General features: G+C 56.8%; 12 protein-coding genes and 3 tRNA genes. 8 read left to right on the top strand and 7 right to left on the bottom strand.

The annotated features are described in order from the left end of the window. Window positions 1-8: 8 nt before the first annotated feature. The 3 genes from frdC to frdA are packed head-to-tail and all read right to left on the bottom strand — an operon-like array spanning window position 9 to window position 2,932. A complete protein-coding gene (gene frdC, locus IM271_RS11530) occupies window positions 9-404 on the bottom strand; it encodes a fumarate reductase subunit FrdC (protein WP_028015239.1) in 396 nt (131 codons plus the stop codon). A 10-nt stretch (window positions 405-414) separates the two neighbouring features. Further along, window positions 415-1,149 carry a succinate dehydrogenase/fumarate reductase iron-sulfur subunit gene (locus IM271_RS11525; protein WP_045261280.1) on the bottom strand — a complete coding sequence of 245 codons (735 nt, stop codon included), beginning with the start codon at window positions 1,147-1,149 and terminating at the stop codon, window positions 415-417. Continuing rightward, a complete protein-coding gene (gene frdA / locus IM271_RS11520; RefSeq protein WP_028015241.1) occupies window positions 1,142-2,932 on the bottom strand; it encodes a fumarate reductase (quinol) flavoprotein subunit in 1,791 nt (596 codons plus the stop codon). The genes IM271_RS11525 and frdA overlap by 8 nt, the downstream gene beginning before the upstream one ends. A 310-nt stretch (window positions 2,933-3,242) precedes the next feature. Here frdA and epmA point away from each other — a divergent pair, with 310 nt between their 5' ends. Both epmA and yjeM read left to right on the top strand, forming a co-directional pair. Further along, entirely contained in the window at window positions 3,243-4,220 is a 978-nt protein-coding gene (gene epmA / locus IM271_RS11515) for an elongation factor P--(R)-beta-lysine ligase (RefSeq protein WP_100170962.1), read from the top strand. Between the two features lie 198 nt (window positions 4,221-4,418). Beyond that, window positions 4,419-5,918 carry a glutamate/gamma-aminobutyrate family transporter YjeM gene (gene yjeM / locus IM271_RS11510; RefSeq protein ID WP_045261278.1) on the top strand — a complete coding sequence of 500 codons (1,500 nt, stop codon included), beginning with the start codon at window positions 4,419-4,421 and terminating at the stop codon, window positions 5,916-5,918. Between the two features lie 37 nt (window positions 5,919-5,955). Here yjeM and mscM read toward each other — a convergent pair whose 3' ends face one another. The 3 genes from mscM to rsgA form a co-directional block, all read right to left on the bottom strand. Then, window positions 5,956-9,279, bottom strand: a complete 3,324-nt coding sequence (gene mscM / locus IM271_RS11505; RefSeq protein WP_193052624.1) for a miniconductance mechanosensitive channel MscM — start codon at window positions 9,277-9,279, stop codon at window positions 5,956-5,958. 19 nt (window positions 9,280-9,298) lie between these two features. Continuing rightward, window positions 9,299-10,267, bottom strand: coding sequence for an archaetidylserine decarboxylase (gene asd / locus IM271_RS11500; protein WP_193052623.1), 969 nt, complete (start codon window positions 10,265-10,267; stop codon window positions 9,299-9,301). Window positions 10,268-10,364: 97 nt separating this feature from the next. Further along, window positions 10,365-11,417: a small ribosomal subunit biogenesis GTPase RsgA gene (rsgA, locus tag IM271_RS11495; protein ID WP_032644955.1), complete on the bottom strand. Its 1,053-nt coding sequence runs from the start codon at window positions 11,415-11,417 to the stop codon at window positions 10,365-10,367. Window positions 11,418-11,524: 107 nt separating this feature from the next. Here rsgA and orn point away from each other — a divergent pair, with 107 nt between their 5' ends. The 4 genes from orn to IM271_RS11475 all read left to right on the top strand — a co-directional run bounded on the left by orn (window position 11,525) and on the right by IM271_RS11475 (window position 12,566). Further along, the gene (gene orn / locus IM271_RS11490) at window positions 11,525-12,070 is read left to right on the top strand and encodes an oligoribonuclease (RefSeq protein WP_193052622.1); all 546 of its coding nucleotides are present in this window, start codon (window positions 11,525-11,527) and stop codon (window positions 12,068-12,070) included. 196 nt (window positions 12,071-12,266) lie between these two features. Next, window positions 12,267-12,342: transfer RNA gene (locus tag IM271_RS11485), tRNA-Gly, on the top strand. Window positions 12,343-12,378: 36 nt separating this feature from the next. Next, window positions 12,379-12,454: transfer RNA gene (locus tag IM271_RS11480), tRNA-Gly, on the top strand. A gap of 36 nt (window positions 12,455-12,490) precedes the next feature. Continuing rightward, window positions 12,491-12,566, top strand: a tRNA-Gly gene (locus IM271_RS11475). A 270-nt stretch (window positions 12,567-12,836) separates the two neighbouring features. On the opposite strand, the gene queG is transcribed toward IM271_RS11475, so the two are convergent. Continuing rightward, on the bottom strand, window positions 12,837-13,976 hold the full coding sequence (gene queG, locus IM271_RS11470) for a tRNA epoxyqueuosine(34) reductase QueG (RefSeq protein WP_193052621.1): 1,140 nt from the start codon (window positions 13,974-13,976) through the stop codon (window positions 12,837-12,839). Here queG and nnr point away from each other — a divergent pair. Both nnr and tsaE read left to right on the top strand, forming a co-directional pair. Beyond that, window positions 13,975-15,498, top strand: coding sequence for a bifunctional ADP-dependent NAD(P)H-hydrate dehydratase/NAD(P)H-hydrate epimerase (gene nnr, locus IM271_RS11465; protein ID WP_048961000.1), 1,524 nt, complete (start codon window positions 13,975-13,977; stop codon window positions 15,496-15,498). The two genes, queG and nnr, sit on opposite strands and share 2 nt — an antisense overlap. Further along, entirely contained in the window at window positions 15,491-15,952 is a 462-nt protein-coding gene (gene tsaE / locus IM271_RS11460) for a tRNA (adenosine(37)-N6)-threonylcarbamoyltransferase complex ATPase subunit type 1 TsaE (protein WP_193052620.1), read from the top strand. Before nnr ends, tsaE begins: the two co-directional genes overlap by 8 nt. Window positions 15,953-15,955: the final 3 nt, after the last annotated feature.

Here is a 15,955-nt window from a genome sequence, read left to right as displayed (position 1 = left end):
TAGTCTCCTTACCAGAACAGTGCGACAAACAGAATGACAACCGTGACCAGGATCGTCACTGCCCATAGCCCTTTAATGACTGGCTCCGGCCCCATTTTTTCGTCTTTAATGATGATGTTTGCCGCTTTTGGCGCCAGTTCAAACCAGGTTTTGGTATGAAGTAGCGCCGCCGCGAGCGCGATCAGGTTCAGAACCACGATGATTGGGTTTTGCAGGAAACCGACAAAGTTCGCCCAGGTTTCCGGCCCGTGTTTAAGGGCAAAAACGCCATACATTAACTCAAGGCTGAACCAGACCGCCGGTACCGCCGTGCCTTCACGCAGCATATAGAAGCGATAAAACGGCAGGTTTTTCCACCAGGTGGACGGCACAGGCCGCACGTAGGCTTTGCGTTTAGTCGTCATCATGCACTCCTTAGCGTGGTTTCAGGGTAGCGATAAGAAAGTCTTTCGAGCTTTCCACTTTACCCTGCTGAATTGCGGCGGCCGGGTCGACGTGCTTCGGACAGACTTCGGAGCAGTAGCCCACAAACGTACAGGTCCAGACGCCGTTCTGGCCGTTTAGCTGCGCCATACGTTCTTTTTTGCCGTGGTCGCGGCTGTCTTCGTTATAGCGGTGCGCCAGGGTAATGGCGGCCGGGCCGATGAACTCCGGATTCAGGCCAAACTGAGGACAGGCGGCGTAGCACAGGCCGCAGTTGATGCAGCCGGAGAATTGATGGTATTTCGCCATCTGCGCCGGCGTCTGGGTGTTCGGACCCTGGTCCGGCGTGCGCGGGTTGCCGATGATGTACGGCTTAATCGCTTCCAGGCTTTCGATAAAGTGGGTCATATCGACCACCAGATCGCGCTCAATCGGGAAGTTGCCCAGCGCTTCAACCTTAATGCCCCTGGTGTAATCACGCAGGAAGGTTTTACACGCCAGCTTCGGTACCTTGTTGACCATCATGCCGCAGGAGCCGCAGATCGCCATGCGGCAGGACCAGCGGTAGCTCAGGTCCGGCGCCAGGTTGTCTTTGATATAGCCGAGCGCATCCAGGAGGGAGGTTTGCTCGTCATAAGGCACTTCGTAGAAAGCGCTGTGGGGGGCGGTATCCACTTCCGGGTTGTAGCGCACCACTTCAACTTTCAATTTTTGCATCTCAGCCATTCGCCTTCTCCTTCTTCTCGGCGGCTTCTGCTTCTGCGCCATACACGCGTTTCGCTGGTGGCAGCGTGGTGATTTTCACGTCGCTGTAGTCCAGACGCGTGGTGCCATCCGCATCGCGCCAGGCGAGAGTGTGTTTCAGGAAATTGACGTCGTCACGTTCGGTGCAGCCTTCGTCCAGACGCTGGTGGGCGCCGCGAGACTCTTTACGCGCCAGCGCAGAGTGCGCCATACATTCCGCGACGTTCAGGCCGTGGCCAAGCTCGATGGTATAGAGCAGGTCGGTGTTGAAGACGCTGGAGGTATCGGTGATGCGCACGCGCTTGAAGCGCTCCTGAAGCTCCGCCAGCTTGTCGACGGTCTTCTGCATCAGTTCCGGCGTACGGTAGATACCGCAGCCTTCTTCCATCGACAGGCCCATCTCGTCGCGGATCTTCGACCAGTTCTCGTTGCCTTCCTGGTTCACCAGATCCTTCAGGCGTTTTTCAACGTCTGTGACCTGCGCATCCAGCGCCGCACCGTTTGCTTCGCCTGCGGTCGCCGCACGCTCCATGGCGCGCTCGCCCGCCATGCGGCCAAAGACGACCAGCTCTGCCAGCGAGTTAGAGCCCAGACGGTTTGCGCCGTGCAGGCCGACGGAGGAACACTCGCCCACGGCGAACAGCCCTTTAATGCGGGTTTCACACTGCTGGTCGGTTTCAATCCCGCCCATGGTGTAGTGCGCGGTTGGGCGTACCGGTATCGGCTCTTTCACCGGGTCGACGCCCACGTAGGCTTTTGCCAGTTCGCAGATAAACGGCAGACGCTCCAGCAGTTTCTTCTCGCCCAGGTGACGCAGGTCGAGATAGACCACGTCGCCGCGCGGCGTTGAGATGGTGTTGCCCTTGCGCCACTCGTGCCAGAAGGCCTGAGAAACTTTGTCGCGCGGGCCGAGCTCCATGTATTTGTTCTTCGGCTCGCCGAGCGGGGTTTCCGGGCCCATGCCGTAATCCTGCAGATAACGGTAGCCGTTTTTGTTGACCAGAATACCGCCTTCACCGCGGCAGCCTTCCGTCATCAAAATGCCGGAGCCCGGCAGGCCGGTTGGGTGATACTGCACAAACTCCATATCGCGCAGCGGCACGCCGTGGCTCAGCGCCATGCCCATCCCGTCGCCGGTGACGATGCCGCCGTTGGTGTTGTAGCGATAGACGCGTCCCGCACCGCCCGTTGCCATCACCACCGCATTGGCGCGGATCTGGACGAGCGTGCCTTCCATCATATTCATCGCCACCAGGCCACGTGCATGACCGTCGTCGACCAGAATGTCGAGGACAAAATGTTCATCGAAGCGCTGAATTTGTGGGAACTGAAGGGAGGTCTGGAAGAGGGTGTGCAGCATGTGGAAGCCGGTCTTATCGGCGGCAAACCAGGTGCGTTCGATCTTCATGCCACCGAAGCGGCGGACGTTAACGCTGCCGTCCGGGCGGCGGCTCCACGGACATCCCCACTGCTCGAGCTGGGTCATCTCCGTTGGGCAATGGTGCACGAAGTAGTCAACGACATCCTGTTCGCAAAGCCAGTCGCCCCCTGCAACCGTGTCGTGGAAATGGTATTCGAAGCTGTCATGATCCTGCGCGACGGCGGCGGATCCTCCTTCTGCTGCCACCGTGTGGCTACGCATCGGATAGACTTTTGAAATCAATGCGATTTTAGCGTTCGGGTTGGCTTGTGCCGCAGCAATTGCAGCGCGTAATCCAGCCCCGCCAGCGCCTATTACGGCAAGATCGGCTTGAAAAGTTTGCACGACATTCCTCCAGATTTTTGTTTTCCCGCAATGCGATGAACTAAAGGAAGTTCACCTGCCCGAACGGGCGATTGCGGAAGCGATTCCACTGCTCCTTTATGGGTATAACAGTATAACCGCGTAGTTGTGAGGGAAATTTGACGTGTTCGATTTTTTTGCTGTTCTGTGCGGTGATTTATCATCGTGATTGATGAATTGCATCACAAAATAATCCACATAAATGAAATACGCGTTTTTACTGCGCAAAATTTGTCTCTGCCACTGCTAACGAGTAGACTTCGTGCCCTTGTCTGAAATCGGAGAAAAACTCATGAGCGAAACGGCCACCTGGCAGCCGAGCGCATCCATCCCAAATCTGTTAAAACGCGCCGCAATTATGACGGAGATCCGCCGTTTCTTTGCCGACCGCGGCGTCCTGGAGGTGGAAACCCCGTGCATGAGTCAGGCAACGGTAACGGATATTCATCTGATCCCGTTTGAAACCCGTTTTGTTGGCCCAGGCCACTCCCAGGGCATGAATCTGTATCTGATGACCAGCCCGGAATACCACATGAAGCGCCTGCTGGCGGCGGGGTGTGGTCCGGTGTATCAGCTGTGCCGCAGCTTCCGTAATGAAGAGATGGGGCGTCACCACAACCCGGAATTCACCATGCTGGAGTGGTACCGCCCGCACTATGATATGTACCGCCTGATGAATGAGGTGGACGATCTGCTGCAGCAGGTACTGGACTGCTCAGAAGCCGAAACGCTCTCCTATCAGCAGGCCTTCCAGCGCCATCTGGAAATCGATCCGCTGTCGGCGGACAAAGCCCAGCTGCGTGAAGTGGCGGCAAAACTGGATCTGAGCAACGTGGCGGATACCGAAGAGGATCGCGACACGCTGCTGCAGCTGCTGTTCACCTTCGGCGTGGAACCGCAGATTGGCAAAGATCGCCCGACGTTTGTCTATCACTTCCCGGCAAGCCAGGCGTCTCTGGCGCAGATCAGCACCGAAGATCACCGCGTAGCAGAGCGTTTTGAGGTTTACTACAAAGGCATCGAGCTGGCGAACGGCTTCCACGAGCTGACCGACGCGCGCGAACAGCAGCAGCGTTTCGAGCAGGATAACCGTAAGCGCGCCGCACGCGGTCTGCCGCAGCAGCCGATTGATGTTAACTTGCTGGAAGCGTTAAAAGCAGGCCTGCCGGATTGCTCCGGCGTGGCGCTGGGCGTGGATCGTCTGGTGATGCTGGCGCTGGGCGCCGAGCAGCTGGGCGATGTGATTGCCTTTACGGTCGATCGCGCCTAAAGCATGGCCGGGTGGCGCTGTCGCTTACCCGGCGTATAGTATCTGTGGCAATTTTCCTTTCCATTTCTTCTCCGCAACATTAAAAACTGCCATTTTCTCTGTACACGGGTCTTTTTCTTAAATTGCCTCGTATAGCCACAATATTAGTCTGGTCATCTGCTACCATCCGCGCAGTTTAATTCCTCTTCGGATGGTTATATGTCCCAGTCACTCAAAAAGATGACCCTCACCGGGCTCATCCTGATGATTTTTACGTCAGTTTTTGGCTTTGCCAACAGCCCGTCGGCTTTCTATCTGATGGGCTACAGCGCGACGCCGTTTTATATCGTTTCTGCTCTGTTCTTCTTTATCCCGTTTGCGCTGATGATGGCGGAGATGGGCTCGGCTTACCGGAAAGAAGAGGGCGGTATCTATTCATGGATGAACAACAGCATCGGCCCGCGCTATGCGTTTATCGGCACGTTTATGTGGTTCTCCTCCTACGTCGTCTGGATGGTCAGCACGGCGGCCAAAGTCTGGGTGCCGTTCTCCACGTTTCTTTTCGGCGCGGATAAAACGCAGGTCTGGTCTTTAGCCGGGCTGAGCTCCACGCAGGTGGTCGGGATTCTGGCGGTGTGCTGGATGGTGGTGGTGACGCTGGTGGCGTCAAAAGGCATCAACAAAATTGCCCGTATCACTGCCGTTGGCGGTATTTCCGTGATGTGCCTGAACCTGGTGCTGCTGCTGGTGAGTATCGCCATTCTGTGCCTGAACGGCGGACACTTCGCGCAGGAGGTGAACTTCGTTTCATCGCCTAATCCGGGCTATCAGTCCGGGCTGGCCATGCTCTCCTTCGTGGTATTTGCCATTTTTGCCTACGGCGGTATTGAAGCGGTAGGTGGGCTGGTCGATAAGACCGAGAACCCGGAAAAAAACTTTGCCAAAGGGATTATTTTTGCCGCCATCGTCATCTCCATCGGCTATTCGCTGGCGATTTTCCTCTGGGGCGTTAGCACTAACTGGCAGCAAGTGTTGAGTAACAATACCACTAACCTCGGGAACATCACCTACGTGCTGATGAAAAGCCTGGGAATGACACTGGGTAACGCCATGCACCTGACGCCGGAAGCATCGGCCACCCTGGGGATCTGGTTTGCGCGCATTACCGGCCTGTCGATGTTCCTTGCCTATACCGGCGCGTTCTTCACGCTAATCTATTCGCCGCTGAAAGCAATCATCCAGGGTACGCCAAAAGCGCTGTGGCCGGCACGCATGACGCAGCTCAATACCGCAGGCATGCCTGCCAACGCCATGTGGATGCAGTGTCTGCTGGTGTGCGTGTTCATTCTGCTGGTGTCATTTGGCGGTGATACCGCGTCTGCGTTCTATAACAAGCTGACCCTGATGGCGAACGTGTCGATGACGCTGCCGTACCTGTTCCTGACGCTGGCGTTCCCGTTCTTTAAGGCGAAGCGGGATCTTGAGCGTCCGTTTGTGATCTTCAAAACCCGCGCGGCAACGCTGCTGGCGACCACGGTGGTGGTGCTGGTCGTGGCGTTTGCCAACATCTTTACCGTTATTCAGCCCGTGGTTGAGGCGAACGACTGGAACAGCGCGCTGTGGATGGTCGGTGGGCCAGTCTTCTTCTCGCTACTGGCGATGGGAATTTATGAGAATTACCGCCGGCGCTCAATGGCGTACGTCACGGAAGTGGCGTAGCGGTAAAATGCCCCTCCCGAAAGGGAGGGGAGAACGATTACAGACTTCCCGCCGGGCGCGATCTTCCCGCCGACGTGAGCGTTTTACCCATCTTGCGTCCGTCCATGCTTTCCAGACGCATCTGGAACGGTGGGAACGGCATATCAATACCATGCTCGCGGAAGCCCGCCAGAATCAACTGGTGGATCTCATGGCGCAGCGGCATGCGGTGTCCCATTTCGGCGGCGTAGATACGCAGTTCGAAAATCTGGATCCCTTGCTGTAAATCAACCAGGAATACTTCCGGCGCAGGGTTATCAAGCACCAGCGTACAGCGTTCAGCGGCGGTGTAGAGGATCTGCGTGACCTCTTCACTGTTGGCATCCGACGGCGCCGGTACCGTCAGCACCACGCGCGTAACGGAGTCCGACAGGGACCAGTTGATAAACTGCTCGGTAATAAATGCCTTGTTCGGCACGATGATCTCTTTACGGTCCCAGTCGCTGATCGTGGTGGCGCGGGTGTTGATCTTCGTTACGCTCCCGGTCAGATCGCGGATCGTCACCGTATCGCCAATGCGAATCGGCTTTTCAAACAGGATGATCAGGCCGGATACAAAGTTAGCGAAAATCTCCTGCATGCCAAAGCCAAGGCCAAACGTCAGCGCGGCCACCAGCCACTGCAGTTTAGACCACTCAATACCAATCATTGAGAACCCGACCATTCCGCCAAACAGCAGTATCAGGTATTTCGTAATGGTCGTAATGGCGTATCCCGTGCCGGGGGTTAAATCCAGATGCTGCAGCAGCGCCAGCTCCAGCAACGCCGGGAAGTTACGCACCAGTTGGGTAGTGATGATCAGCACCAGAATGGCAATCAGCACCGCGCCTAAGGTGATCGGCTCCAGGCTTTCAACGCCCTGCACCGTGGACGTCACGTCCCACAGAGAGATGTTCTCCAGGAAGCCAAACGCGGAGTGAATTTCCGACCACAGGAAGATCACCGACAGAAGGGCAATCAGCATCAGGAGGGAGCGCACCAGGCGCAGAGACTGGGTACTGATGGCATCCAGATCCAGTTCGACCTCGTCCGCATCCATCGTGCCTTCCGTGCTGTTGACATGGGTTGGCTCTTCCTCGCCACGGGCACGCTGAGCGAGGATCTCTGCCCGGCGATGCTTGGCGCGGTCAAAGGCCAGACGGCGGCGCTGGATCAGCATCCCGCGCCGGATCACGTGATACACCACCAGCAGCAGGAACCAGATCGCCACCGACGTTTCCAGTCGCGCCAGCAGCGCCTGCGAGGTTGCCAGGTAACCTACCGCCGCTGCCAGCATCGCAATCAGAGGAGCGCTCAGCAGCAGGTTCCAGAGCAGCCGGTTGAACATGTTGTCGCCGCTGCCGGATTTATCCAGATAGAGCGGTATCCCCGCGCGTTTCAGGCTGAGCGTGACGATGGCCAGCGCGCCGCAGATCAGCATAAAGCAGAGGCGCCCCAGCGAGCCTGAGAATTCCCGGTCGTTGAGATTATCAAACATGATCAGCGCCATAATCAGCGGCACAATCAGCCCGATGCTCATCAGGTAATAGCGCATGGCGCGCGCCACGCGGTTACGAGGCCAGCCAAAGTGGGCGATGAACAGGCCGTTAGGCCGCGCGAACGTCGCGCAAATCATCACCACCCACAGCAACGGTACCGTGGCGGTGACACCATCGCCAATGGCGACCGCGAGCGGATAGGGCCAGGCTTCCCGCAGGCCATAGCCAAGCGTCATCCACAGCACCGGTAGCGGAGACGCGACGAGAATCGACCAGAACACGGTGCGCAGCGTTAGCCAGAAGTGATCCTGAGTGACTTTCCCCACCCGCGCGCTGGAACGCTCCAGGAAGCGGGTGAAATGTCTGCGCGAATAAATGCTGAAGCCCACCAGAACCAACGCGCCCAGCAGCGGGAAAATCGTCTCTTTACTGGTCAGCATCATCACGCTGGCCTGTCCGAGCTGGCTAAAGGTGTCGAGGGAAATCAGGCGGCGCAGATCCTGAACGATCTCAATTGGCCACGAGAAGGTCATTGGACGTACGTCGGATGTCCAGAAGAGATAACGGTGCGTAGCCTCGTTCACCTCTTTCAGCGCGTCTTCCAGCTGGCTGTTAGAGACCTTGAGCTTAGTCAGTTCCAGAATCAGCGTATCCCCGCCCTGCAGCAGGGAGTTCAGCAGTTCGCGCTGGGTGCGCAGCTGGGCTTCCAGAATACGGTTTTGCTCGCTGGTCAGAGGTTGTCCGTCAGCCTGACGGATCTGGCGTATTTGCGGCTGCTTATTGAGAAGATCTTCAAAGTGCAGTCGCTGCACGCGCAGCTGGGCCATCTCGGTATCCAGCTGCTGCGGTTTCGGCATTTCCGGCAGGCGCGCGACCTGGGCGCGTAACGCTTCGCCCAGCAGGTTTGATGACCCGAGCCACTGGGACTGCTCGCGCAGGGTGTTGAGCGCCTGGCGCACCTGCAGGGTTTGATTCGTCGCCTGACGCTGCTGGGAGGCAACCAGATCCATACGCTGCGCCTGCTGATTCAGGGCGGCAGAAAGCTCGCGGTTGACCTTAAACTGATCGACGATACCTTCCGGCAGATTGGCGCTGTTTTCCGCCAGCAGCTCGGTGCTTTCAAGCGCTCGCTCGGCTTCGCGCTGGCGCTGGCTGTTGAGCAAATTACGCAGGGCCTGAAGGTACGCATCCAGCTGCTCGCTCTGCTTCTGAGCGAGTTCAGAGCGCATCCGCGCCAGCTCCTGGCGGTTGTTGGCGGAAAGCTGCGCCAGCTCCAGCTCATCCACAAGGGCCTTCAGACGGGCAGATTCAGCCTGCAGACCCAGATTTTGCGCCTGAGCCTGCGGCGTGTTGCCGCTTTGCGTACCCACGCGGCGCTCAACGTCGTTAAGCTGGCGGCGGGCGTCGGTTTGCTGCTGCGGAAGCTGGCTGAGGGAGTCGGCAATTTCACGCGCTCGCTCCTGCTCCTGCTGAGCCTGGCGGCTCTTTTCCAGGAGCTGGCTGCTGACCTGCAGGATTTCCTGGTTCAGGGCGTCGGTGGTCATGCCTTCCGGCACTTCGCGCGGCTCATCGCGCAGATTAGCGAGCTGCGCGCGCAGCGTTTGCGAGAGTTTAGGGAAGTTGTCGATAACCTGCTGATACTGCTGAGCGCGCTCAAGCGAGCCTTTCCGCTCTTCAAGCGCGTTCAGTGCGGACTGGAGCGACTCAACGGTCTCTGGCTGAGCGGGTTTAGCCGCTTTCGCCTGCTCCAGCTCCTGGGTTATCTGTTTGGCGTCGGGGGCTGTCGCTGCGTACGCCCCCATGCTGAGGCACCAGGCCATCAGTAGAACGATAATCGGGCGCACGTCAGCGATCCTTCTGTTGTTAGCCTTCGTCTTTTTTGTCGTCAACCAGCGGGCTGGCGTCGTGCTCGGCGTCGATCTCTTCTTGCGGCAGCGGAGCAGGTTCTGCATCCGGCGTCACGAAGGTTTCGGTAGAGACCGCCAGCGGCTGACCCAGTTTGGTGACCGACAGGCTTTGGAGCTGCTCAGCCAGCTTCACTTTGCCCGGCGCAAACAGGTTGATGACGGTAGAGCCCAGCTTGAAGCGACCCATCTCCTGGCCTTTCAGCAGGGCGACAGAACCTTCTTCTTCACCGGCAGGCCACGTCCAGCGCTTGATCACGCCTTCACGCGGCGGGGTAATGGTGCCAGCCCAGACGGTTTCGATGCTGCCGACAATGGTCGCGCCAACCAGAATCTGCGCCATAGGGCCGAATTCAGTATCGAACAGGCAGATGACGCGTTCGTTACGGGCAAACAGGTTCGGTACGTTTTGCGCGGTCAGGTGGTTCACGGAGAATAGATCGCCCGGCACGTAGATCATCTCACGCAGGATACCGTTACACGGCATGTGTACGCGGTGGTAGTCGCGCGGTGACAGATAGGTGGTGGCAAAGGTGCCGTTGCGGAACAGGTCCGCCATCAGGTAATTGCCCGCCAGCAGCGCTTCCAGGCTGTAGTTGTGGCCCTTCGCCTGCAGAATTTTGTCGTCTTCGATGTTACCCAACTGGCTGATCACGCCGTCTGCTGGCATCACCAGGACGTTAGGGTCGGTGTTTAGCGGGCGCACTTCGTCGCGCAGCGGGCGCACGAAAAACTCGTTGAACGTGCGGTAGCTGGCGGTGTCCGGCTTCTGCGCTTCTTTCATGTCGACCTTGTAATACTTAACGAAAAGGTCGATGACCAGTTTGGTCAGCCAGCCCGCGCGTTTGCTTGCGCCCCAGCCCGCCAGGCGAGTGAGCCACAGTTTTGGCAGAATGTATTGAAGCGAAAGTTTAAATGCGTTTAACAAGGTAGCCTCCAGGCCATTGTTTTGTCGTTCCTGATCCGGCAGTAAGCCGCCGGAACCTGAAAAAAGGGGACGATTTTAGCGATGCTTAGCTTAGTTGTCAGTTATCAGAATCAGAAAAGTTTTTACGCGTTTTTACCTGATCCATGCTCTCAAGAATGCGGTGGTAATTCTCGAAGCGGGTCTCCGCGATTTCACCTTTCTCAACCGCTTCGCGGATAGCGCAGCCTGGATCGTTATCGTGTTTGCAGTCGCGGTATTTGCAAGCGCCTAAATAATCATGGAATTCGACAAATCCATTAAAGATTTGTTCCGGCTCAAGATGCCATAAACCGAATTCACGCACGCCCGGTGAGTCGATCACATCGCCGCCGTGAGGGAAATGATAGAGACGTGAGGCGGTGGTGGTGTGCTGGCCGAGGCCCGAGACGTCAGACACATCGTTAGTGAGGATCTCCTGCTGGAGGCCGAGAAGGTTGTTTAGCAGGCTCGATTTCCCCACGCCGGACTGACCCGCAAAGATGCTGATGCGATCTGTAAGCGCCTCTTCCAGCGGTTTCAGTCCGTCTTTGGTGTAGCTGGACACCATCAGAACGCGGTAGCCAATCTTGCGGTAGATATCCATCTGCTCATTAACGAAAGCCATGCCTTCGTCATCCAGCAGATCGATTTTGTTCAGCACGATAATCGGTTCAACCTGCAGCGTTTCACAGGCGACAAGGTATCGGTCGATAATATTGAGCGAAAGTTCGGGCAAAATCGCCGATACGATGACAATCTGGTTAATGTTGGCGGCAATCGGCTTCACCCCGTCGTAAAAATCGGGACGGGTTAACACGGACGTGCGCTCATGGACCGCTTCAACGATACCTTTTACCGTAACGCCCTCTGCCGCCTCTTTGCCCGGTCGCCAGACGACGCGGTCGCCGGTCACCAGAGAACGAATGGTCCGGCGAATGTTACAGCGGTGGATTTCGCCATCGGCGGATTCCACGTCGGCGTGCATACCGAAACGGCTGATAACTACGCCTTCCGTTGGTTCGCCAAACAGGTTGTCGTCGTAATCGACCTTCTCCGAAGTGGTTTTAAGACGGCGCTGATGATTGGCATTCACGCGGCGCTGCTGCCCTTTGGAGAGTTTATTTTTACTCAATCGCACTGGCTCCTGGTCGCCCGTAAGGGGCAAAACCTCTATGATACACTCTAATTAATACTAGTTAACCTGCTACTGCCGGTTATGCGAGAAGGGTGGAAAATAACATGAGCGCGGATGAAAACAACCTGATTTGGATCGATCTCGAAATGACCGGGCTGGATCCCGAGCGCGATCGCATTATTGAGATTGCAACTCTGGTGACCGATGCCAACCTGAATATCCTTGCCGAAGGGCCAACGATTGCGGTGCATCAGTCCGACGACCAGCTTGCGCTGATGGATGAGTGGAACGTGCGTACCCACACCGGCAGCGGTCTTGTCGAGCGCGTGAAGGCGAGCACGCTGGGCGATCGCGAGGCGGAACTGGCGACGCTCGAATTTCTGAAGCAGTGGGTACCAGCGGGTAAATCGCCGATCTGCGGGAACAGCATCGGTCAGGATCGCCGTTTCCTCTTCAGGTACATGCCGGAGCTGGAGTCTTACTTCCATTACCGCTATCTGGACGTGAGCACCCTGAAAGAGCTGGCGCGCCGCTGGAAACCTGAAATTCTGGACGGCTTTAAAAAACAGGGTACGCACCAGGCGATGGACGATATCCGCGAGTCTGTGGCGGAACTCGCGTACTACCGCGAAAACTTTATTAAGCTGTGATTTTGAGATCCGGCACCTTGCGTGGCCGGGTTTTTGTCGTTAAATTGTTCAGCTTGCCGATTAAATAAGCACTTGAACTGAATTTCGAAAAAATCACTTTAAGGGGGGTTGCAGCTAAAAGGATTTCTCGTATAATGCGCCTCCCGTAACGACAGAGAATTACACGTTACGACAGCAACAAAAGCAGTACAGATTTGCGGGAATAGCTCAGTTGGTAGAGCACGACCTTGCCAAGGTCGGGGTCGCGAGTTCGAGTCTCGTTTCCCGCTCCAAAATTTGAAGGTGCTTCCACAGCACAGACTGCCCAAGCGGGAATAGCTCAGTTGGTAGAGCACGACCTTGCCAAGGTCGGGGTCGCGAGTTCGAGTCTCGTTTCCCGCTCCAAAATTTGAAAGTGCTTCTAAAGCACGGACCACCCAAGCGGGAATAGCTCAGTTGGTAGAGCACGACCTTGCCAAGGTCGGGGTCGCGAGTTCGAGTCTCGTTTCCCGCTCCAAATTCTTCTTCATCTCTAAAATATCCACAGCGAAAAGACGCGCTGGGGACGTTTTCTATTGCATCTGAAATACTCTTGTAAACAGAGTTATCCACAGAATTCGCGCTTTACCCAAACCGTACAGAAAGTTAGCAGGGTGAATAATATCTTCCCAAGCCGCTGTATTAATTGGATAAAATTTCATTTCAAAATGTTATTGAGATCACTTGACCTCTTCTCAAGTCCAGATGGCGCTTGAGTTTTTATTTTTATTCACAGGCTGTGAATATATCACGCATCCCGCGTAAGCCCTTTTTCAATCACCCTAACCAGCCGCTGTTTCTTAAGAAGCTGCACCTCGACCACGCAGGCATTTCGCTTCTCGATTTGCTGCGCAATCGCCCATTCTATGTGTTCATCAAGAAGTGGGTGCTCACCTCTACGGCTTTCGAGCGCCTGAATATTCGCTTCATCCCACGGGGCATTGCCCAGCGCGACGGCCACGTTTCGCAGCCAGCGCAGGTGGCCGATACGGCGAATAGCGGAACCTTCCGTCACCTTCAGGAACCAGGCTTCGGTCCAGGTGAACAGCTCAATAAGCTGTGGCGCATGCAGCGCTTTACGCGGGCTGAAGTCCTCTTCGTCCGTCAGCTGTGAATAGCGGTTCCACGGGCAAATCAGCTGGCAGTCGTCGCAGCCGTAGATCCGGTTGCCGATAAGCGGTCGGAATTCTTCCGGGATCGCCCCTTCAAGCTCTATCGTGAGATAGGAGATGCAGCGGCGGGCATCAACGGTGTAAGGCTCAACGATGGCGCCCGTCGGGCAGATGGTCATGCAGGCCACGCAGCGGCCACAGCCTTCCTCCACCGGGCCATCTACCGGCAGGGGTAAATCAATCAGCAGCTCACCGAGGAAGAAGAACGAGCCGGCGTCGCGGCTCAGGATAAGTGAGTGCTTACCTGTCCAGCCAAGCCCGGCTTTTTCGGCGATCGGGCGCTCAAGAACAGGCGCGGAATCGACAAAGGGTCTAAAATTCAGCGAATCACAGTGCTGCTGAATGGTTTCCCCGAGTTTTTTTAAGCGGTTACGCAGAAGCTTATGGTAATCACGCCCCAGAGCGTACCGGCTGACGTAACCCAGGGAGGGATTTTTTAGCGTGCGCGCAAAGGCCGCGTTGGCAGGCAGGTAGTTCATGCGCACGCTGATGACGCGTAGTGTACCCGGTAAAAGTTCATGTGGACGGGCGCGCATCATGCCGTGACGCGCCATCCACTCCATTTCGCCGTGGTATTGTTTGTCCAGCCAGGCCTGCAGTTTTGGCTCGCTGGCAGAGAGGTCGGTATCGGCAATGCCTACCTTCTGGAAGCCAAGCTCAGCACCCCACTGTTTTATTTTTTGCGCTAATTCATTGAGATCGAGGGGCTGTGACATGACGGACCATACGGTGAAGAAAAACCCCGCAAGTATACCACATTCCATCTGGCATGCGGATGACCTCCGGCGCGCCGAAAAAGAGGCCGCAGACAGTCTCGGCATTACCCTTTATGAACTGATGCAGCGCGCGGGAGAGGCGGCGTTTAACGTTGCCCGCAGCGCGTACCCGCAGTCCACTCACTGGCTGATTTTGTGCGGGCACGGCAATAACGGCGGCGACGGTTACGTCGTTGCGCGTCTTGCCGTTGCAGCCGGTCTCCGCGTTACCCTGCTGGCGCTGGAGAGTGATAAGCCCCTGCCGGAAGAGGCCTGCGCGGCGCGGGAGGCATGGCTGAACGCAGGCGGCGTGATTCATGCTCCTGATATTGTCTGGCCGGAAGATGTTGATCTGATTGTTGATGGTCTGCTGGGGACCGGGCTACGCAGCGCGCCTCGCGAAAACATTGCCGCGCTTATTGAACACGCTAACGGGTACTCTGCGCCGGTAGTAGCGTTGGATATTCCGTCGGGCCTGATCGCGCAGACCGGCGCGACGCCTGGCGCCGTTATTCAGGCTGCGCACACCGTGACCTTTATCGCCCTAAAGCCGGGCCTGTTAACCGGAAAAGCGCGGGATGTGGTCGGCGTATTGCACCATAACGCGCTGGGGCTGGAGAGCTGGCTCGTTGGACAGGAAACGCTCCTGTCGCGCTTTGATTCCTCGCAGCTAAAAGAGTGGCTTCCGCCGCGCCGCCCAACGTCTCACAAGGGCGACAACGGCAGGCTGGTGATTATTGGTGGCGATCGCGGTACGGCAGGAGCGGTTCGCATGACCGGTGAGGCGGCACTTCGCAGCGGTGCCGGGTTAGTGCGAGTACTCACTCGCATTGAAAATATTGCGCCAATCATCACAGCCCGACCGGAACTGATGGTCCATGAGCTTACGCCCCAGACGCTGGAAGAAAGCCTCGAATGGGCGGATGTAGTGGTTATTGGTCCCGGGCTTGGACAACAGACATGGGGTAAACAGGCCCTGCAAAAGGTCGAGAATTTTCGTAAACCGATGCTGTGGGATGCCGACGCGCTTAACCTTCTGGCAATAAATCCGGATAAGCGTCACAATCGCATTCTGACGCCACACCCCGGCGAAGCCGCGCGCCTGCTTAACTGCAGCGTGGCAGAAATTGAAAGCGATCGCTTACTTTCTGCTCAGCGTCTGGTAAAACGTTACGGAGGTGTTGCCGTTTTGAAAGGGGCAGGCACCGTTGTCGCCAGTGACGAGACGCAGGGCATTATTGATGCCGGAAATGCGGGCATGGCTAGCGGCGGTATGGGCGATGTGCTTTCAGGCATCATCGGCGCATTGCTTGGACAGAAACTTCCCCTTTATGATGCAGCCTGTGCGGGCTGCGTGGCCCACGGCGCGGCAGCTGACAGGCTTGCTGCGCGGGAGGGGACACGCGGTATGCTGGCCACCGATCTCTTTTGCACGCTGCGGCGTGTTGTTAACCCGGATGTGATTGACGTAGAAAATGACTAATCGAGCGATTCCTTTACCTGATGAACAAGCCACTTTAGATCTCGGCAAGCGCATGGCGCAGGCCTGTCAGGGGGCAACCGTCATTTATCTGTATGGCGATTTAGGTGCGGGTAAAACCACCTTCAGCCGGGGTTTTTTGCAGGCGTTAGGGCATAACGGGAACGTGAAAAGCCCTACCTACACGCTGGTCGAGCCGTACACCCTCGACAATCTTATGGTGTACCACTTTGATTTATACCGCCTTGCGGATCCTGAGGAGCTGGAATTTATGGGGATCCGTGATTATTTTGCCAACGACGCCATCTGCCTGGTGGAGTGGCCGCAACAAGGTGCGGGTGTGCTGCCTGACCCGGATGTCGAAATTCACTTAGATTACCAGGCTCAAGGGCGTGAGGCTCGCATCAGTGCGGTTTCCTCATCAGGGTGTTCCTTACTGGCGCGTCTCGCCGGTTAAGAG

Source organism: Enterobacter cloacae complex sp. I3 (genome assembly GCF_014896175.1).
Taxonomy (GTDB): Bacteria; Pseudomonadota; Gammaproteobacteria; order Enterobacterales; family Enterobacteriaceae; genus Enterobacter; species Enterobacter bugandensis.
This window is presented reverse-complemented; position numbering and strand designations above follow the sequence as displayed.